Origin of the sequence: Psychrobacter sp. PG1 (assembly GCF_014897815.1) — a bacterium.
In the GTDB taxonomy this organism is placed as follows: domain Bacteria; phylum Pseudomonadota; class Gammaproteobacteria; order Pseudomonadales; family Moraxellaceae; genus Psychrobacter.
On sequence record NZ_JABUZG010000053.1, the window covers coordinates 43,031 to 63,821 of the forward strand.

Consider the following 20,791-nt stretch of genomic DNA (forward strand, 5'->3'; position numbering starts at 1 on the left):
ACAATGATTCTCTGAAAGAAGTTTGATATATAGGGCGTGTCCTCAATTCAATCGATTATCTTCTAAATGAGCTAAAAATGGCTAAATTTTGCCAAACATCGTCAAATAGCTTAGCAATATCTCGATATTATTTGCACTACTTTCCTTGTTTAACGACAATTTATCTCATTTTTATTACCATTTTTAAAATAAGGACACGGCCTAGTAGAGCAGCAATGAGGCAGCGATAATATTGTCAATGCAAGTTATTCTTGCATTGACAAATATACCACCCTTAAAAACAGCTTGCATTGATACTGATAATGCAATAATATCTTGCATTAAGGCTTAATTAAAACAAATGCCTGCTTTCCTTCTCTCGATTACCAACTACTGAATAAAGGCTTGAATGATTATGGCTGATGACAAAAATAAAAGCACACAAGCCGAAAGACTGGTACAGCTACGTCGTGATAAAGGGCTGACTGCTGAGCAATTAGCGCAAGCCATGACCGCAGCAGGCGCAAAAGTCAGTCGCGGTGCTATCTCGAATTGGGAGCGTGGCACCAATGGCATTGTGTCATCTAAACTACCAACGCTAGCACACATTTTAGGCTGCAGCGAAGGCTATCTGTTACGCGGTGAACTAAAAAACGACAGTGATAATAATAAAGAGGTAAGTGAAAGCACTCATTCTCATAACAAAAATAGTCAAAACATGTCATTTGCTCAAACTGACAAGATACATGACTCCCAAATTAATCAAACAGCTACAACTCCTACTATAGATACAAACTCACAAAATAACCCTATGAGTGGTCACCCTATGAACACAATAAAAAAATCGGATAAATTACAAAATGTTTGCTACGACATTCGCGGCCCGCTATTGCAAACAGCCAATAAGATGGAAGCAGAAGGCAAACGTATATTAAAGCTGAACGTCGGTAACCCAGCCCCCTTTGGTTTAGAAGCCCCGCATGAGATTTTGCGCGATGTGGCGATGAACCTACCAGACGCGACCGGTTATTCCGACTCGCAAGGGATTTTTTCAGCGCGTAAAGCTGTCCTACAGTACTATCAATCAAAGGGGTTGCTATCGGCAGTTGATGTCCGTGATGTCTATTTGGGCAACGGAGTTTCTGAGCTGATTGTAATGACCATGCAGGCTTTGATGAATGATGGTGACGAAGTGCTTATCCCAATGCCAGACTACCCGCTTTGGACGGCAGCGGCGAACCTAGCTGGCGGCACAGCGGTACATTATCGCTGTAATGAAGACGACAATTGGCATCCTGATATCGAAGACATTAAATCTAAAATCACCTCTAAAACCAAGGGTATCGTGGTGATTAATCCTAATAATCCAACGGGTTCACTTTATAGTGATGAATTACTGAAACAAATTATTGAGGTCGCTAAAGCGCATGATTTAATCATCATGGCCGATGAAATTTATGATCGTATTCTTTATGATGATATGGTACACACCCCAATGAGCACCTTGACTGATGATGTGCTGGTGCTCTCATACAATGGATTATCTAAATCGCATCGTATCGCGGGATTCCGCGCAGGTTGGATGATGGTGTCTGGCAAAAAACACCATGCCACTGACTTTATCGAAGGCTTGGACATGTTAGCGTCTATGCGCTTGTGTTCCAACGTCCAAGGTCAATATGCCATCCAAACCGCGATGGGCGGCTATCAAAGCATGAAAGAGCTCACGTCAGAGCGTGGGCGCTTATATAAGCAGCGTGAAATGGCTGTGTCACGGCTTAATGCGATCAAAGGTATCTCTTGTACCATGCCACAAGGCGCGTTTTATTGCTTTCCAAAGATGGACCCTGATGTTTACCCTATCGAAGATGATATGGCATTTATGATGGATTTGCTTGTTGAAGAAAATGTCTTAATGGTGCAAGGAACAGGCTTTAACTGGGATAAGCCAGATCATTTCCGCTTGGTGTTTTTGCCAAACTTACATGATTTAGAGGATGCCATGGATCGCTTGGATCGCTTCTTTGCCAAAAAGCGCAAACAATTTGGTACCGAATAAAACTTAACTTGACATAAAAAAACGCTTATCGGCATGATACTGATAAGCGTTTTTTATTTGAAACGTGCTTATAAATAAGGTTAAATAAGATTTAAGCAAAAACCTTAATAAGCGTACGTGTTAAAAAATATTGACCAAAATAATATAACTGATTGCAGACATTGCCGCTGCTGCAGGAAGAGTAATGATCCATGCCAAACCGATAGGTTTCATCAACGCCCAATTGGTGTCTCTATTGACAATACCGATGCCAAGTACTGCACCGACCAAGGTATGCGTGCTCGATACGGGCAGACCCATGGTTGATGCGCCCATAACCACTGCTGCCGCAGCCAATTCAGCTGAAAAACCAGAAGCGGGATGCATTTTTGCCAAGTTGGTACCAACCGTTTGAATGACTTCTTTACCAATGAACCAAAGACCAACGATAAGCGCAACACCAAAGGTCAGCATAACCGCAGGCGGTACAGCGGCTTCAGTTGCAATGCTATTGGTACGGATAACATCCATAATCGCGGCAAAAGGACCGACTGCATTAGCAATATCGTTTGAGCCATGGCTAAAGGCAAAAGCAGAGGCGGTAAAGACTTGCATCCAGCTAAACATAATAAACGTCGCTTTGGTCAAATCCTCTTTATGTTTACCGCGGATACTCTTGGTATAGATAAAGGTCGCAAGCCACACCAGCGCCGCGATCATACCCATGATTAAAAAGCCTTGCAGCGTCGTCATGCCATTATTGACATTCTTTAGACCCTTAAAGATGACCAAAGAGGCCATGACCGCGCCGCCTGCTGCCGCAATGATAGGAACCCATTGCTTCAACGCTTTTAGCGTATCAAGGTTGCTGCGTTCATTTTCAATTTCATAAAGCTGTTTATAGTAGTCAGTCTCTAAATCTTCAACATCGCAATCATCATCTTTATAGATTTCTTGATCACGTAACATCGCTGACGTATAGGCCAGCTGTTCTGATTCTGTTAAACCGTCCAAAAATTCTTTGTGGTTTTGTTTTAAGGTTTTTTTGTCGCCTTTCAAAGTCGCAATGTGCGCCTCTGTTCTATCATTATATTCAATGATGTTTTTCTTAATCTGTCCATATAATACATAGGACAAAACGCCGCCCAATAGCGGTGATAATACCCAAGAAATCGCGATGGTGCCAATCGTACTCCAATTCACCGTTGATAATGCCATTTCAGTACCACCTAACGTGATACCTAATACAACAGAGCTACCAACAACGCCGCCAATAATGGCGTGCGTGGTCGAAACGGGCAGACCTTTTTTAGTGGCAAATAACAGCCAAAATGCGGCAGCGATGAGCGCTGACAGCATGACATAAATGAATTGGTTGGGCGTTACCGAAAGGCCATCTAAATCGACAATGCCGCTTCGAATGGTATCGGTGACTTCACCACCTGCCAGTACGGCTCCGGATACTTCAAATATCGCTGCGATACCCAGTGCCTGCGGGATAGTCAACGTCCCTGCACCTACTGAGGTACCAAAGGAGTTGGCGACATCGTTACCACCAATATTGAATGCCATAAAGACACCAAAAGCAGTGGCCACAATAAATAGCGTCGTCTGTTGACGCATCGTGTAATCTAGACCCCACCACAAAAAGTAGGCGGTCATCGCAATCAGTAAAATGGCAAAAAATAGATTTATTCTCATAGAACCGACTGATTTGGCTGGCTCTGTAGAACTGTTGCTAATACCCATACGTTGATACGTCCTGCGTAAGCTGATTGAAATTATAGGCGGTTGATGACATTGCGCGGCTATTAATAATGCTCGTGATAACTTCTGACATTAATATAACGTATATGAAACGCGCAATATGCTTGCTAAAAACGGTTTTTCTTACTGCTATCTTGGTGCTCTACCCTAACGCTTATCTTTTATTTACTCGTATTTTATTTTACGTAAAGGCAGTAAATAAGGTAAAACACATCACTCAATATGTCACAAAGCCGCAAGGAATATTGCCAAATCGTCTGATTACAGCAGCTTGCGGCTTAGATATGTCGTAGTAATAATTTTGGTTCTAATAACTGCTATTGTAAGAACCTTTGCCAAATTTATTAACCAGAGTGATTAAAATGTCTGTGTCAAAGGGTAAAAACACTCTACTCACTCAGTGAGTTTCGTGCACAGCAGGAGCTATTACGCGCCTATTATATTAAATATAAGCGCATAATGCATGATGATATTGCAAGATTTGTAACTGCCAGCATATGTGTTAGAAAACATCCTGCTGTAACGCAGCATTATACTCTCTTTCCCTGAATTTATTTAACGTTAAATATATAATTATGGCGCTTTGTAACCAGCTACCTAATTGAATGACCAATCGCATATCAGCTGCCACACACCGCTGATAGTTGCTTAATCGCATGATCTAAAACATCCAAACGTGCTTGACGCTTCTCATTGGTCGCGATGACGCACCACGGTGCGTGCTCTGTATCGGTACGTGCCAGCATATCCGCCGCAGACTGCACATAATCCGACCATTTATCACGGTTACGCCAGTCATCATCCGTCAGCTTAAACTGCTTGTGCGGTGTCTTTTGACGTGCCTCAAAACGTTTAAGCTGTTCTTTTTTATCGATAGCCAACCAGTATTTGATAACGATTGTCCCCGCCGCGGCTAAATCCGCCTCAAAGCGATTGATTTCATCGTAAGCACGCTGCCATTCTTCATCCGTGGCAAAACCCTCAATGCGCTCAACCAAAACGCGCCCATACCAAGTCCGATCAAAAATGGCAATACGGCTAATACGGTCGGTTTGCTCGTTCGGAAGTTTGGTCCAAAAACGCCATAGATAGGGATGTTGCAGCTCATACAGCATTGGCGCACTGATATTATAAATTTGATACTCGCGTGGGTCGAGAGGCGCAACCAATCTTTTAATCGCGCCACCTTTGCCAGCAGCGTCCATTCCTTCAAAGGCAAAAACGATATGACGCCCTTTGCGCGCACGCAGCAACTGTGCAAGGCGAACTTGTTTTTCTACCAACGCATCACGGTAGTCCGACTTGTCAATCTCTGCCTCATCGATATCTTTTAAACATTTAGGAATTTTTACAGGTTCAAACTTTGCTGATTTGAGTGCTTGCTGAGCTTGCTTCTTAGCCTTTGATTTATCAGAGGTTTGTACTTTATTGATTTTACTACTTATTAGCGCGGTTTGCATCGCTTGTAGCACTTCATGGCAAAAATGGTCAGCCGCATCTGATTTGTCATCACCATCAATGATGATCCAATCATCTTGCTGGCGTAGCAGAACGGTAGCCACTTGATTAAAGGTTTCGATAACTTTTTTACTATTCCAGTCAATTTGGTATAAAAACTGCGGATCGGCTTCATCGTCATTCAGTCGCGCTTGCAACGTTTCGATATCGACATGGAACCAGCATTTAAGCAGTCGGGTTTGATTGGCAGCTAGGTCTTGTTCGAATGCTTGTAGCTTAATAAGCTGCTGCTGTAAATAGGCTTGCCATTGCGCAATCGGCAACGTCTTGTCGTTGTCTGACGTTGCCATACGCATGACGTTATAAAGCAAGTCAGCATACCAGTTGCCAAAATAAACCATCACATCGCCATGACGGGGTAATGCCTTGGTATGTGCTTGCCAAATCGGCTGATACGCTAAGGGACAATCACCAACGGTTGCCTCAACTTTAAGTAGTCGAGGATCTACCCATTGTCGCAATTGCTTGACAGCAGTGCCCTTGCCTGCCTGCTCCATACCATTGACCAATACCAATAACCCTGTTGGTTTATTGAGGGTTGGTGGCGTCTGTTGCCGCGTTGCTCGTAGAGCATATTGGGCCGTGACCAGTGCCAATCTCAGTGCATCTTTGTCCATAGAAAACTGGCTCAGGGGATTGGGAGTTAAGCGCTCACAGACAATTTTCTCACTAAATTGTGCACTTAGCGCTTGTGGTGCGGTGGGTTCAGCCGTCTTATTATTTTTGCTCATAACTGTCATCATCCTATGATTGAAAGCATATTAGCGTCATCATAGCATTGCAGCAATTCGGTAAATAACGCTGCTATGTAACAGTTTGACATTTGTATTCTGCTTTATTTTCTTTTAAGGTGAACACAATCTCAGACACATGCTGTAATCACGCTCTATAAATACAAAAACCAAAAGTATAAAACATGGTTTATCCTGAGCTTTTTATTCGCAACCTTTTAACTCTCTTTACTTTTATGCAGGTTTACTAACCATGGCCTCTTTAGCCGATTTACAACAACATTTGAACCGTTTTTGGGCACTGCCTTATCATGAAGATTTGGCATTAAACGATAAACTTAGCGAGGTGCAAGCTTGGCAACGAGATCGTATTCAAAACACTCACAAAGACTTGTTTGAGCAACCTCAAAATCAGTTGATGGCAGATTATTTTTTGACACAATTGTATGGCGGCGATGAGTTTAAATTGTTGGCCAAACAGTTAGAACGCATTGTACCCAAGGCACAAAAAGTCGAGCGTTTTGCGCCAGCAGCGGCTTTAGAAACCGGCAGCATGGCGATACAAGCCGCTATCTTAGCGATAGAGCTGGATTTACATTTAGCAGAATGGCTATTGGCTCAAGATTTAGCCGTTAACGAAGACAACATGCTGAACGCCTATCGTGCGGTCAATGAAGCCGACACCAGACGTATCCAAATCGGTCATTTAAAAGAGGTGTGCTATCGTACCGATAAATATATAAACTCTTTTATGTTGCAAAAAGCCTTTGCCTTGGCTAAAGGCACCGCCTACCGTTACAACTATCAACCCTTATATGAATTTATTAATGCTGGATTTATCGCGATGCGTCCGTTAGACAGTGTCAGTGGTTTCATTGAACCATTTTGTGAGCGTGAGCTTGAGATTATTGACCGTGTTCATGAGACGGATAATGGCGGTAAGCCAATGACGTTTGGTGTATGATAGACGTATCATTTGCTTGGTTAGCTACTATTTTATACCTTGCAAACCAATAATCATAAAAGTGAATAACAGGATAATGCTATGACCGATAACACCCATAATAACAACGCGCATCTCAATCAAAAACCTACCATCAATGGTCACCTGCAAGATAAATTGGTCAGAGATAGCATCACCCACAATCAAAACATCACGGCACAAGTGCAAGCACGTCAAAACTATGAAACTAATACCACGCTTAATACGGGTATTGATGCTGGCGTAGAAAACAGTAAGAAAAATGACTTTACACAAGTCCAAGACCTACCAACGGGAACGCCACAAGGCCAACAAACCACTATGCCAAACCATACTACCAGTAACAACGCCAATAGCAACACTGTAGATAATGCATCTGCACAAACACAAACCGCCAAACAAACGCTTTTTAACCAGCGTGATGACATCAATAATCCGCATACACCTGATGTTGATGGTAATGAAGAAACGCATTTTGGCTACAAGACCGTCAATAAGGCTGAAAAACAAGCGCGCGTGGCGGACGTATTTACCTCAGTCGCCAAAAAATATGACATCATGAACGACTTAATGTCCTTCGGTATTCATCGCTTATGGAAGCGTTATGCGATTAGCTTGTCAGGCGTGCGTGCGGGTCAACATGTGCTTGATATCGCTGGTGGTACGGGTGATTTGGCCAAAGTCTTTAGCCGTGAAGTCGGCAGAAACGGTCATGTGGTGTTATCAGATATCAATGCCGCCATGCTCGAAGTCGGTCGTGAACGCTTAATCAATGCTGGCTGCAACAACGTCGATTTTGTACTTGCCAATGCAGAAACACTCGCGCCATTTGATGACAATAGCTTTGACCTAATCACTATTAGCTTTGGTCTGCGTAATGTCACAGACCAAGACGCAGCGCTCAAATCGATGTACCGTGTGCTGAAGCCAGGTGGTCGTTTATTAATTTTAGAATTCTCAAAACCTGTATTTGAGCCATTGTCTAAAGCCTATGATTTATACTCATTTACTGCCTTACCTCTTATGGGCAAGCTGATTGTCAATGATTCTGAGAGTTATCAATACTTGGCCGAATCGATTCGTATGCATCCTGATCAACAGACGCTGAAACAGATGATGCAGCAAGCGGGCTTTGAAAATTGTGATTATCATAACTTGACGGCTGGTATTGTCGCTGTCCATCGCGGCTTTAAAGCGTAAGATTAAGTTAAAAACCATCGTAATAGACATGCCATCACGTAAAGTGGTGGCAACTGACCTTTATAAATGATGCGCTCTTTTAAGGCGCTCAACTGACTATGCGAGAGCCTTATGCTGACTGTTCTACTTTTGGCGGGTGCCGAAAAGCTGATTAACCTTGCTATTGCTAGTGATGAGATTACCAAATCAGGATTGGCACCGCTTGCTGGCAAAGTGTTGCGACTCAATATGGCAATGCCTGAAATTCGTTTGGATATTTTATTCACTCATGAGCGTTTACGTTTTGAGCCGGTGACAACCGAGAGTGTGTTTGAGCAAAGGGGCGCGATGAACGAGCACCAACAAGCCAGTATGGAGCGCGCACGGATTGGTCATAGTCGTCCAGACTGTACCATTACTGTAGATAACCCAGCGCAACTGCTGAATCTGATGCGTGGTGCCGAAGGCAATTTACCTATCGCGGGTGATTATAAGGTGCTCATGCAGCTCAAACAACTGGTCGCAGGTTTCGACCCAGATGTCGCAGGACAGCTTGAGCCATTTATTGGTAAGCCGATGGCCAGTCAGTTACATCTACTTATATCACAGCTAAAAGGTAGCTGGCGTCATAGTGCTAAACGCGCTTTTGACGATGTCAGCGACTGGGCTAATGAGGTGGCAGGTAATAGTGCTCCTGATCCTACCGAGGCAGCAGAAGTAAACGATCTTAAGCAGCAACTGTTAAAGCTGCGGGCTGATGTCGAACGTGAAGAGGCCAAACTTGCTGCTATCAAAGATGAACAGGCACGTTTTCTCAATAACTCATTTCATCAATAAATGTTGTCGTCGATGATCGCTAAATCCTACTATCGACAGCACTTTTTATAGATAAGTGCAATTTATGGACAAGCACAGTTTATAAATAAGTGCAGTGCCCACCCTATTTTCGACTTTTTTTAGAGTACCCATACCTCATGCTATTATCTCATCGCGCCCGTTTACTTGAGCTTTGGCGTATCGCCGCAACTTATCGCATCGATACTCATCTTTCTATCGAAGACGCGCCACAGCTGCAACCTTTGGCGCGTTTGATTCGCCTACATCCAGCGGCGTGGGGTAAAAAACACCAACCCAATGCGATTAAATATGCGCTTGAAGACATGGGCACACTGTTTTTAAAGCTCGGACAACTGCTGTCAACGCGTCGCGATTTAGTGCCGCCTGAGATTATCGAGCAATTGGTTCAGCTACAAGACAAAGTCAAACCTTTCAATTCTGATGTGGCCATTACCCAAATCCAAGACCCTAAACACGGTCTTGGTCAATCGATTGGCACACTGTTCGCACGCTTTGATGTCAAACCTCTAGCGGCGGCTTCTATTGCCCAAGTACATACTGCTGCGCTGCATGATGGTCGTGAAGTGGTGGTAAAAGTGGTGCGTCCTGATATTCGTACCACCATCATTGCTGATTTTGAGCTACTACGTGAGCTGGCCAATTGGGCATCAGCGCGTATTGAAGCGGCACGTGCCATCCATATCGTCGATATTGTCGAAGACTATCGCCAAGTGATGTTAAACGAGTTGGATTTGACCTTAGAGGCAGACAATACCACTCAGATGCGCAACAACTTCTTGGGTTCCGCATTGATGTATGTACCAGAAGTCTATGATTCTGCCAAAAATGTGATGGTCATGGAGCGTATCCAAGGCGTTCCTATCTCGCAAGTTGCAGTGTTTGATAAGCTAGGTTATGACCGAGCAGCACTAGCAGAAAAAGGCTTAACGATATTTTTTACCCAAGTATTCCGCGATAACTTTTTTCATGCCGATATGCATCCGGGCAATGTGTTTGTAGAGACGCCGCCAGTTAAAACACTCACCGCAGATATGGCAGCGGTTGACTTAGGTCATGAACCACGCTATATCGGACTTGATTGTGCCATCATGGGTACGCTATCAAAAGACGATCAACTCATTGTGGCGCGCATGCTGTTGGCGGTGATGAATAACAACTTTACGGCGATGGTTGATATCGTCAGTAGAGCTGGCTGGATTCCACCAAATACAGACAAGCATGCCCTGATGCGCGATATGAAACGCACGGTTGGTCCAATGCTGCAAAAATCTATCAATGATATCGACTTTGCTGGTGTCTTAATGCAAATTTTAGATATCGCACGTCGTCACCATATGAGTATTCCGCCGCAACTTATGCTGCTATTGAAGACCTTGGTTCATGTCGAAGGACTCGGTCGCGACTTGTATCCTGACCTTGATATCTGGTCACTTGCCAAGCCGATTTTAAGCAGTTGGATTAAAGAGCAGCTCGATCCGATGCGTAATTTACAACATTTACGCCAGCAGTTACCAGAGATTTTATTATCGACGACTGATATTCCAAAGCTACTGGATCAAGGCTTACAAAGCCTTGCCTCACAAGGATCACGCCAAGACAGTCAACTGCGAGAAATACAACAAATTCGTGCGGATATGCTTAATGATCGCCGCCGAGATTGGCTAGCACTGTCAGGTTTTGCCATTTTCATCGCCATTGCAACACAGGTTGTTGGCTGGCTCTCGCCTATCTTTTATATATTGGCTATTTTGGTTGTCGTTTGGCGTATTTTAGCCTAACGCTCTGTTATTTTTAATAAAAATAAGTATTGGTTAATAGCCATTACTATCTAATTTTTATTCAATAAGCTCTCACTCACTTTCATTGCTTTTAGTGACATTTAAAGTGAGTGAGAGCTTAGTTTTTACATTGCCTCATTTCTCATTGTGTCGTTAAAAAAGACGCCCTGTATAGGAGTCACCCATGTCTACCGCTAAAATATCAATTGCTAAAAAAGACCACAGCGAGGCTATTGCTGCATTACAAACCCGTTTCGGTAAACAACTTACTACCAATATAACGGTACGTGAGCAGCATGGGCATACGATGACGTGGCTTGCCAATCAGCCACCAGATGCCGTCTTGACAGTACAAGATAAGCACGAGGTAGCAGCTGCGGTGGAGATTTGCAATCAGTATCAAATGCCAGTGATTGCATTTGGTATTGGCTCATCCTTAGAAGGTCAATTAAATGCTCCATATGGTGGATTATGCATCGATATGCATGCGATGGATGCAATATTGCAGGTACATAATGAAGATCTGACAGTGACCGTACAACCAGGCGTCACACGTGAGCAGCTCAATCACTACTTACGTGATACTGGACTATTTTTTCCAATAGATCCGGGTGCTAATGCCAGTATCGGCGGTATGGTCGCCACTCGTGCCTCAGGCACCAATGCGGTACGTTATGGCACGATGAAAGATGTGGTACTCGCGCTTGAGATAGTCACCGCTAGTGGAGAGATTGTCCGCACTGGTACCCGTGCCAAAAAATCTGCCGCGGGTTATGACTTGACGAGATTAATGATCGGCTCAGAAGGGACACTTGGTATTGTTACTGAGGTGACGCTTAAACTATTCGGCATCAGCGAGTGTATAGGTAGCGGTATTTGCCATTTCCCAACGATTGAAGATGCCTGTCAGGCAGTAATGCTGACCATTCAAATGTGCTTGCCGATTGCGCGCATTGAGCTACTTGATGCCATGCAAATTAAAGCGTGTAATCAATATGCCAATCTTGATCTGGATGAGACGCCTACGCTATTTGTAGAGTTCCATGGCACAGATGCCAGCGTCTCTGAACAAGCTCAAATGTTTACGGATATTATCGAAGAATTCGGCGGTCGTGACTTCGCTTGGGATACCAATGAAGCCGAGCGCAAGCGTCTGTGGCAAGCACGGCATAACGCTTATCATGCCAGCTCTGCTCTACGTCCTGAAGCCAGCGCCTTATCGACGGATGCTTGTGTGCCCATTTCACGCTTAGCAGAATGTGTCAGTGAGACAGCAAAAGACATCGAAGCGTCAGGTATGATTGGACCTATCGTCGGTCACGTCGGCGATGGTAATTTTCATGTTTTGTTATTGGTCGATACCGATAACCCTGAAGAAGTTGCTACCGCTGACGGCATTATCAGCCGCTTAGCTACCCGCGCTATTGAAATGGATGGCACTTGTACAGGTGAGCATGGCATCGGGCAAGGCAAACAAAAATATATGCAGCAAGAGCACGGTAACGCCTTAGTGCTGATGCAAGCGATTAAATCAGCTCTTGACCCTAATAATATCTTAAATCCGGGTAAAATATGGCCTGAACCTTTACCCGCTGTTTAACTGTCGAATGGTGCTTATAAGAGATCAAAGCCTAAAAAATGCCCCTACGTTTAACTAGAGTATTAAACGTAGGGGCATTTTTTAGGCTAATTTCATAACATCTGGTCAATCGCCATCTGGGTCAGTACGCGTCCACGTGCGGTACGCAATACATAGCCTTGCTGAATAAGATATGGCTCAATCACATCCTCAAGCGTACCGCGATCTTCAGCCATTGCTGCTGCTACCGCTTCAACGCCAGCTGGACCGCCATCAAAGCGTTCGTGCAATATCTCAATATAACGTCTGTCCAAATGATCAAGACCACGTCTATCAACTGCCAGCATATCGAGCGCACTGCCAGCAATCGCGCCATTGATACTACCGTCGCCTCTCACTTCAGCATAATCACGTACACGGCGTAATAAACGATTGGCAATCCTTGGCGTACCACGCGCGCGACGAGCAATCTCCACCGCGCCATCTTCACTCATCGGTACACGCATCAAACGGGCGGCACGACTCACAATCGTGGTCAAATCAGCAATATTATAAAATTCGAGCCGCTGCACAATGCCGAAACGATCACGCAGTGGTGAGGTCAATAATCCTGCTCGCGTGGTTGCCGCGACTAAGGTAAACGGCGGTAAATCCAGCTTGATAGAGCGTGCCGCAGGTCCTTCACCAATCATAATATCCAGCTGAAAATCTTCCATGGCGGGGTACAGTATCTCTTCAATAACGGAACTCAATCGATGAATTTCATCGATAAATAGCACATCACCCTCTTCTAGATTGGTCAACATGGCTGCCAAATCACCGGGGCGCTCAAGCACAGGCCCTGAGGTTGAACGTAAATTACCACCCATTTCACGAGCAATAATATTGGCAAGCGTCGTTTTTCCAAGACCAGGCGGACCAAAAATCAAAGTATGATCTAATGCCTCACCCCGACCACGCGCTGCGCCAATAAACACTTCCATCTGCTCACGTACCACTGGCTGACCAATGTATTCAGCCAATAATGCCGGTCGAATATTAGAATCAGGCGCATCGCCTGCCCCTTCGAATGGATTAATCAAACGATCTTGCATCATAGGTTTTATCATTATATTAAATCATTATTTTTAAAGAATAGGTAGTAAATAGCATAACCAAACGCTACGTATAAGTCATGCAAAACATCATAAAGCAGCTACCAAATAAAGCACAGCCTAAAACGAAAATAAGCGACAATGAATGTCGCTTATCTATTTAAGAGTTATTGATACTTATTGATGGTAGTGAGCTGAATGAATCAAAATCCTGACAACTGTTGCAATGTGGCTTTTAGTAAACCTTGCGTATCGGCAAAGGTATTACCATTACTCTTAGCGGCTTTAATCGCTTGCTGTGCCTCTCTTTCTTTATAGCCCAAGCTAATCAACGCGCCTTCTACCTCAGCGATGATGCTGCCCTCGTGAGACACCTCAGCAGGTTGCATGGCAAACTCTAAATGACTGCTATCGACTTCGATATTTTTCAGCTTATCTTTTAGCTCAATCAATAAGCGCTGTGCTGTCTTTTTACCAATACCAGGGATACGGGTCAATGCTGTCTCTGACTCTTGCTCGACATGCATTTTGAGCTCAGCTGCTGACATCGCAGATAGCATAGCCAATGCCATTTTTGCCCCAACGCCATTGATTTTAATCAGCTGACGAAAGACATCACGCTCTTTACGATCAATAAAGCCAAACAACAGCTGCGCATCTTCACGAACATGAAAATGCGTCCAAATACTCGCTTGCTCATTGAGACGCAACTGGCAAAATGACGGTAGCGGCAGCTCTATATCGTAGCCGACACCAGAGGTAGTCATGACACATGCAGTCGGTGCCATCAAATACTGCACTTGACCACTAATCAATCCAATCATAATCCACTACCTTTATTAGAGCTGATATAAAAAATGAACTGAGCTGCTATTTAATGATAAATGCTATTAAATAAGCATATCTTGTTGGCAACGCTTATTTATAAAAATTGACCATACCTTCAAGGCTAATTGGGCGAATTTTATGTGCCTGACCCGCAGAACCAAAGGCTTCGAAACGATTGGTACAGATATCTGACATTGCAACCATAGAGGCTTTGAAGTATTTACGCGGATCAAATTCACTCGGGTTTTCTGCAAGGAATTTACGAATAGCGCCCGTTGATGCCAAACGTAAATCGGTATCGATATTTACTTTACGCACACCATGCTTAATCGCTTCAACGATTTGCTCAACCGGTACACCATAAGTCTCACCAATGTTGCCACCATTTTCATTGATAACTTTTAGCCACTCTTGCGGCACTGATGACGAGCCATGCATGACCAAATGAGTGTTAGGAATACGGGCATGAATCTCTTTTACACGCTCAATCGATAAGATGTCGCCTGTCGGTGGACGGGTGAATTTATAAGCACCATGACTGGTACCGATAGCAATGGCTAACGCATCGACGTTGGTGTCTTTAACGAACTGTTCTGCTTCATCAGCACTGGTTAATAGCTGCTCGTGATCCAATACGCCTTCTGCGCCAGAGCCGTCTTCTTCACCAGCCATACCGGTCTCAAGGCTACCTAAGCAACCAATTTCACCTTCTACAGAGACGCCGCACGCGTGTGCCATCTTGACAACTTCGCGAGTCACGCTGGCATTGTAATCATAATCCATTGGCGTTTTACCATCTTCACCGAGCGAGCCGTCCATCATCACTGATGAAAAGCCAAGCTGAATTGAGCGTTGGCAAATCGCTGGTGACATACCGTGATCTTGATGCATAACGACTGGAATATGTGGCCACTCTTCGATAGCAGCAATAATCAGATGACGCAAAAATGCAGAGCCTGCATAACTGCGTGCACCGGCACTAGCCTGTACGATAACAGGAGAATCACAGGCGTCGGCTGCCATCATGATTGCACGCATCTGCTCTAAATTATTAACATTGTAAGCAGGGACACCGTAGTTATTTTCGGCGGCATGATCTAGAAGTTGACGTAACGATATTAAAGCCATAAGACGCTCTCTGATTAAATTTTGAATATGATATTAAGAAATATTCTTAAAAATACGATGTTGCAACAATTGCCCTAAAACCCTAGCCTGATAATAGTCAGACCAGCAAAAAACCAGTGTTTTTTGATCGTAATTATTACGCCGTGATTATAGCAAAAATTGCCAGTGCTTCGTAGCGGTTAACCGACTATTTCTTTCTTTGCTTGATTCACAAAACAGAATGATAGCGAGTTTCATAAAACAATTTGATAAGTTCCATATGATATGCAGCTAATTGAAAAAACGGATAAACCTTGTGCACCATATTTTTGACTGACTAAGGCCTGCCCTCAATTAAATCAATGGATATTTAAATGCGCTAAAAATGAGGACACACCCTAACCTCTAGATTATGATTTTAAATACAAAAAAGCCTTGGTTATCACCAAAGCTTTTTAAATATTTTGAGGGCTTATACAGCAATCAATATCTGCAACCAACAGCTTAATAAGCTATTCATCAATCGATAAATTAGTAGCTCAATGGCTTAGGTTCAGTTGCTTATGTATTGATGATTAATACTGTTGTTCTGCTTCTACTGCGTTTTCACTGGCTTTATTCTCAACAGCAGATGCGCCATCGGCAACCACTTCAGCAGTTTTGGCAACGGCTTCATTTGCGCCTACCACAACTGCTTCACCAGTGTTTTTTAGTGCATCTGTAGCAGCAACACCGGCAGTTTCAGCGCCTTCGGCAACTTCAGTACCAGCATCTTTTGCAGCAACTTCAGCTTCAGCAGCAGCGGCTTCTGTTTCAGCAGCGGCAGTATCAGCGTTAGCAGCAACATCATCACCAGCAGACTCAACAGCAGCTTCGGCGTTCTCTTCTGTTTGTTGGCTACATGCAGTGATTGCAAAAGTACCAGCAAGTACGCTAGCAAGTAATAAATGGCGTTTTAACATAATAAATCCCTCATAAATAAAGCATGTCAAATACATGATTTGCGCTATTTTATAGAGTGCAAATTAGACATGCAATCATAATTTTCAGTATAGAAACAAATAATTACTACTTAATAATAATGAGTGGCCACTGACTCTTATTTCTCTTAAAACAATAACATAAGAATAGTAGCCAAAATATTATTGATACAGCGTACATGAGATGATGAGGCTAAATTGTACGGCTAATGTTACTCATCTGCTAAATATCGTTAAAGCGTTACGCATCAACCTGTAGAGCAGCAACCGCAGGCAATACCTTGCCTTCTACAAACTCTAAAAATGCGCCACCACCTGTTGACATGTAGCTAACGCCATCTGCCACTTGATATTTATCAATTGCAGCAAGCGTATCACCACCACCAGCGATCGAAAATCCTTCGCTGTTTTTAACGGCATTTGCTATGATTTGTGTGCCCTGACCAAAAGCATCGACTTCAAAAACACCAACTGGACCATTCCATAAAATGGTTTTTGCGTTGATAATAGCATCCGCTAATTGCTTAGCACTTTCTGGAGCGATGTCCAATATCATGTCATTTTCGCCAATCGCATCGACAGATTTGATGGTCGCAGTGGCTTGTTGTAATGAGCCTGTGAAGTCAGCAAAATCAATCTCATTTTTATCAGCAACGACAACATATTCAGGTAATAAAATCTCAGTCTTAGTCATAATGTCACGAGCTGTCTCAACCAAGTCCGCTTCATAAAGTGATGCACCAACGCTATGACCTTGCGCGGCTAGGAATGTATTTGCAATACCGCCACCAACGATAATCTGCGAGCATAATTCAGACAAACTGTGCAGCACTTCTAGCTTTGTCGATACTTTTGAACCACCAACGATTGCCAACATTGGCTGTGCTGGGGTCTCAAGTGCCAAGCTTAACGCATCAAGCTCAGCCGCCAATAAAGGTCCTGCACAAGCTGTTTTTCCTGCTCGATGCATAGCTTGGGTAACGCCTTCTGTTGAGGCCTGTGCGCGATGTGCGGTGCCAAATGCATCCATCACGAATACATCGCATAAATCAGCGTATTTCTGTGCTAAATCCGCATCGTTTTTCTTTTCGCCCTGATTAAAGCGCACGTTTTCTAATAGCACGACCTCGCCTGCTTTAATTGCCACGCCTTCAGTAAGGTAGTCATTGTTTAAGCTAACGGGCTTTGATAACTCCGTGGCTAATTTATCGCTTAAATACTCAGCAACTGGTGCTAGCGAATATATCGACTCAGGACTGCCTTCAGTTGGACGACCTAAGTGTGAGCAAACAATAACGGCCGCGCCTTTTTCTAACGCCATCTTAATCGTAGGCAAACTGGCTTGCAGGCGTGCATCACTGGCGACTTTACCGTTTTTAATAGGCACATTGAGATCTTCACGAATCAACACCACTTTATCCGTTAAGCTCAGCTCACTCATACGCAAAAAATTCATTACCTGCTCCTATGCATCATCTCTTGTTAATCTATCGGTTGGCTTTTTACTCATTACTGAAAATATTTATCAAATCGGCTGCTCTTGTCCATGGCTGTATAAAAGCAACCAAGCAAGAATTTGAGGCGGTGTATTCTAGCAGTTTTCTAGCAAGTGATCATAAAGAACGCACTATTAAATTTTACTCGGGCGTGTCCTCATTTTGAAAATGGGGATAAAAATAAGACAAATGGCTAAATTTTAATAAAAATCAGTAACATTTCGTGGTGGCACTTAGTAATAAGGCTGTTTAAGATGCTATTAGTACTGATAATAAATAATACCTACAATAAAAATAACCTATTAGGAGAACCCAATGAGTATCGACCTTCAAGCTGCCAAACAAGACCTACTGACACTTAAAGAAGAATATGAGACTCGTATCGATAAAATCGAAGATCATATCCAAAACCCGCAAGACGACCTCAATGAGCATTGGGAAGACCAAGCCATCTCTTATCGTCAAAACGACATGCGTACAAATTTGATGGTTGAAGCCCGTCAAAGTTTGATCTATGTCGAAAATGCACTAAGCCGTATTGAAAACGGGACTTATGGTAAATGTGAAGTCTGCGGTGAGCAAATTGAAGAACAGCGCTTACAAGCACTGCCTTACGCTACCCTATGTATGGAACATGCTGAATAACGACCCATTTTACTCTACGACAGCCATTCCAAATCAAAGTTCTAGTGATCAAGTAGGCATTTTCCATTGAGAGAATGCCTGCTGCCATTGTTGACAGCGCGCAGCGATTTGATCCACAGGCAAATCCATAATATCCCCAACGACCGCCACGTAAGTAATCAGCAAACCTGCCAGCTCGGTGACATTTTCTGCCGTCAAGCCACCGATGACACATATCGCTATATTTTGCTGACAGCCATCTATGAGCTGCTGGCGCGAGATAATATTGGCGTTAGGTTTTGTATTTGAGGTAAAAATCGCACCCATAGCGGCATAGCTTACGCCCTCATTTTTTGCTTCTTCAACCAATTCCACATTGCCATGACAAGTGCGTCCGATCACTTGGTTTGGTTGGAGTTCGTGCTTAGCATCAGTGACTTCGCCATCTTGTTGACCCAAATGCACACCAACGCCGAGCTTGGCAGCCAATTTAATATTGTCATTGATGACGACTGGTACGTTGTACGCTTTCGCCAACTCAACTATTTGTCTAGCCTCTTCGTATAGACGAGACTCACCATCAGGTAGCGCCAGTATCTGCTTGCGACGAATTTGTAATAGCGCGATGAATCCTGTTGCTAGTGCTGCTTCTAATTTGCGATACAGTAGCGCAAACTCATCGTCATTGGTCAGTAAATATAATTTTGGCGCTGATATAACAGTCGGTGTTTGGGTCATATTATTTTTCCTAGAGTGTGTCCTCATTTTAAAAATGGAGATAAAAATGAGATAATTTTTTAGCCCATGTAGAAGTCCATTGATTAAATTAAAGACACACCTTAAATTCAACACAATAAAAAGGCTGTTATATCGAATAACAGCCTTTTTATAAATGCTAAAACAGTAAAGTTATACCGTGCGGCGTGTCGCTAGACTGTTTAGAATATTTTTGGCATCACCCCAACGTGTGGCTGAGCTGTTCGCTCCTAAGATGACAATAATTGCTGGGCGGTTATTCACACGCGTTTCCATGACCACACAACGACCAGCTTCATTGATAAAACCTGTTTTTGAGATACCAATTGGATAATCACCGGCACGAACCAAGCTACTGGTGTTATTGGCTTTATAAGTACGGTTACCACTTGAGTAGTTAGAAACATAAAAGTCATAGCTCTTGGTAGTCGAGAAACGACGAATCACGTCATAGTTACCCGCCGCGCGAACCATTTTAACCAAGTCATTTGATGAAGCGACGTTGCGCTTATCAAGACCCGTTGGATCACCAAAGAAAGCCGTGGTCATACCCAGATCTTGAGCTTTACGATTCATGGCACGTATAAAGGCAGTATAGCCACCTGGATAATTACGCGCTAAACTCTTTGCTGCTGGATTTTCTGATTTCATCAGTGCCATCAGCAACATCTCAGCACGATTCAAACGATCGCCTGATTTAAGGTTAGAGCTGGCACGCTTAGGGCCGACGAAATCTTCTGGATCGAGTGTGAGTTCTTCACGCATATCGAGACCAGCATCCAATACGACCATAGCCGTCATCACTTTAGAGATACTGGCCATTGGGCGCGCAATGTCAGCATCTTTTTCATAAATAGATTCGCCCGTTTCAGCATCGATGACCGCGACACTACGCGAATCAGTGCTGATCGGTATCATGTTACTGCTACCAAATGAGCCACGATACGTTGTATTGTAGCTATTACTGCTATTGTAACTGTTATTACTACTACCGAAGCTATTGGCGTTGGTGATACTGGTCGTACCATTGCCACTATCAACTTTCTTGATAGCTGAGCCTTTGGATTTATACATAATATTGCGTGCTTCAGACAAACTATCGGCACCGCCCCAACTCATGCGAGCACTAGAGCTAGTGTCGGCGCTACCATTAATAGTAAGTGCCGCTTGTGCAACACTGCCCAAACTCAATGAAATCATAGCAGCGATTAATTGCTGTTTGGTTAATGGTAGTTGCTTCATTATGCCTCCTGCTGTCACGATGCTGTTAATTAGAGAATCAGTTACATACTAACCAATAGCAACAACGTACGTAGCGTTTATGAATGGGTTTATAAGTACTCGTATAGAGTTTTTGTATTTTTAGTGTATCATGGTTTGCATTTAAGTTTAATGTATCAAGCTGATTTAATAATTTATTTTGGTGTAATTCAAATTTTACTACAACCACTTTATATTACAGAAACATTGACTCACATTTCAGCAATATATCTTAAC

Annotated in this window: 16 protein-coding genes; 7 read left to right on the forward strand and 9 right to left on the reverse strand. The window is 43.5% G+C overall.

All coding sequences use genetic code 11. From position 1 onward, the window contains the following. The first annotated feature begins 394 nt into the window (after nucleotides 1–394). Nucleotides 395–2,038, forward strand: coding sequence for an aminotransferase class I/II-fold pyridoxal phosphate-dependent enzyme (locus INT03_RS06415; protein ID WP_413469119.1), 1,644 nt, complete (start codon nucleotides 395–397; stop codon nucleotides 2,036–2,038). Between the two features lie 120 nt (nucleotides 2,039–2,158). On the opposite strand, the gene INT03_RS06420 is transcribed toward INT03_RS06415, so the two are convergent. Together INT03_RS06420 and INT03_RS06425 are read right to left on the reverse strand one after the other, a co-directional pair. Further along, nucleotides 2,159–3,766 (reverse strand): inorganic phosphate transporter, encoded by a 1,608-nt coding sequence (locus tag INT03_RS06420; protein ID WP_193008281.1) that lies wholly within the window; start codon nucleotides 3,764–3,766, stop codon nucleotides 2,159–2,161. Nucleotides 3,767–4,404: 638 nt separating this feature from the next. After that, nucleotides 4,405–6,033: an ATPase gene (locus INT03_RS06425; RefSeq protein WP_193008283.1), complete on the reverse strand. Its 1,629-nt coding sequence runs from the start codon at nucleotides 6,031–6,033 to the stop codon at nucleotides 4,405–4,407. A 253-nt stretch (nucleotides 6,034–6,286) separates the two neighbouring features. Here INT03_RS06425 and INT03_RS06430 point away from each other — a divergent pair, with 253 nt between their 5' ends. From INT03_RS06430 to INT03_RS06450, 5 genes are all read left to right on the forward strand, one after another. Further along, nucleotides 6,287–6,997 (forward strand): FFLEELY motif protein, encoded by a 711-nt coding sequence (locus INT03_RS06430; protein WP_193008285.1) that lies wholly within the window; start codon nucleotides 6,287–6,289, stop codon nucleotides 6,995–6,997. 81 nt (nucleotides 6,998–7,078) lie between these two features. After that, entirely contained in the window at nucleotides 7,079–8,215 is a 1,137-nt protein-coding gene (gene ubiE / locus INT03_RS06435) for a bifunctional demethylmenaquinone methyltransferase/2-methoxy-6-polyprenyl-1,4-benzoquinol methylase UbiE (RefSeq protein WP_193008287.1), read from the forward strand. Nucleotides 8,216–8,326: 111 nt separating this feature from the next. Then, nucleotides 8,327–9,031 carry an SCP2 domain-containing protein gene (locus INT03_RS06440; protein WP_193008288.1) on the forward strand — a complete coding sequence of 235 codons (705 nt, stop codon included), beginning with the start codon at nucleotides 8,327–8,329 and terminating at the stop codon, nucleotides 9,029–9,031. A gap of 137 nt (nucleotides 9,032–9,168) precedes the next feature. Continuing rightward, nucleotides 9,169–10,830 (forward strand): ABC1 kinase family protein, encoded by a 1,662-nt coding sequence (locus tag INT03_RS06445; protein ID WP_193008290.1) that lies wholly within the window; start codon nucleotides 9,169–9,171, stop codon nucleotides 10,828–10,830. Between the two features lie 184 nt (nucleotides 10,831–11,014). Beyond that, a complete protein-coding gene (locus INT03_RS06450; protein WP_193008292.1) occupies nucleotides 11,015–12,430 on the forward strand; it encodes an FAD-binding oxidoreductase in 1,416 nt (471 codons plus the stop codon). A gap of 92 nt (nucleotides 12,431–12,522) precedes the next feature. On the opposite strand, the gene ruvB is transcribed toward INT03_RS06450, so the two are convergent. The 5 genes from ruvB to INT03_RS06475 form a co-directional block, all read right to left on the reverse strand. Next, a complete protein-coding gene (gene ruvB / locus INT03_RS06455; protein ID WP_045447074.1) occupies nucleotides 12,523–13,503 on the reverse strand; it encodes a Holliday junction branch migration DNA helicase RuvB in 981 nt (326 codons plus the stop codon). A 203-nt stretch (nucleotides 13,504–13,706) separates the two neighbouring features. Continuing rightward, nucleotides 13,707–14,327 carry a Holliday junction branch migration protein RuvA gene (ruvA, locus tag INT03_RS06460; RefSeq protein ID WP_193008294.1) on the reverse strand — a complete coding sequence of 207 codons (621 nt, stop codon included), beginning with the start codon at nucleotides 14,325–14,327 and terminating at the stop codon, nucleotides 13,707–13,709. A gap of 94 nt (nucleotides 14,328–14,421) precedes the next feature. Next, nucleotides 14,422–15,459, reverse strand: a complete 1,038-nt coding sequence (fba, locus tag INT03_RS06465; protein WP_193008296.1) for a class II fructose-bisphosphate aldolase — start codon at nucleotides 15,457–15,459, stop codon at nucleotides 14,422–14,424. A 554-nt stretch (nucleotides 15,460–16,013) separates the two neighbouring features. After that, the gene (locus INT03_RS06470; RefSeq protein WP_055123806.1) at nucleotides 16,014–16,400 is read right to left on the reverse strand and encodes a hypothetical protein; all 387 of its coding nucleotides are present in this window, start codon (nucleotides 16,398–16,400) and stop codon (nucleotides 16,014–16,016) included. 259 nt (nucleotides 16,401–16,659) lie between these two features. After that, nucleotides 16,660–17,874, reverse strand: a complete 1,215-nt coding sequence (locus INT03_RS06475) for a phosphoglycerate kinase (RefSeq protein WP_193008298.1) — start codon at nucleotides 17,872–17,874, stop codon at nucleotides 16,660–16,662. A gap of 355 nt (nucleotides 17,875–18,229) precedes the next feature. On the opposite strand from INT03_RS06475, the gene INT03_RS06480 reads away from it, so the two are divergent. Beyond that, nucleotides 18,230–18,559 (forward strand): TraR/DksA family transcriptional regulator, encoded by a 330-nt coding sequence (locus tag INT03_RS06480; protein WP_193008300.1) that lies wholly within the window; start codon nucleotides 18,230–18,232, stop codon nucleotides 18,557–18,559. 48 nt (nucleotides 18,560–18,607) lie between these two features. Here INT03_RS06480 and INT03_RS06485 read toward each other — a convergent pair whose 3' ends face one another. Together INT03_RS06485 and INT03_RS06490 are read right to left on the reverse strand one after the other, a co-directional pair. Beyond that, a complete protein-coding gene (locus INT03_RS06485; RefSeq protein WP_193008302.1) occupies nucleotides 18,608–19,276 on the reverse strand; it encodes a thiamine phosphate synthase in 669 nt (222 codons plus the stop codon). A gap of 171 nt (nucleotides 19,277–19,447) precedes the next feature. Continuing rightward, nucleotides 19,448–20,536: a serine hydrolase gene (locus tag INT03_RS06490; protein WP_045451193.1), complete on the reverse strand. Its 1,089-nt coding sequence runs from the start codon at nucleotides 20,534–20,536 to the stop codon at nucleotides 19,448–19,450. Nucleotides 20,537–20,791 lie beyond the last annotated feature (255 nt).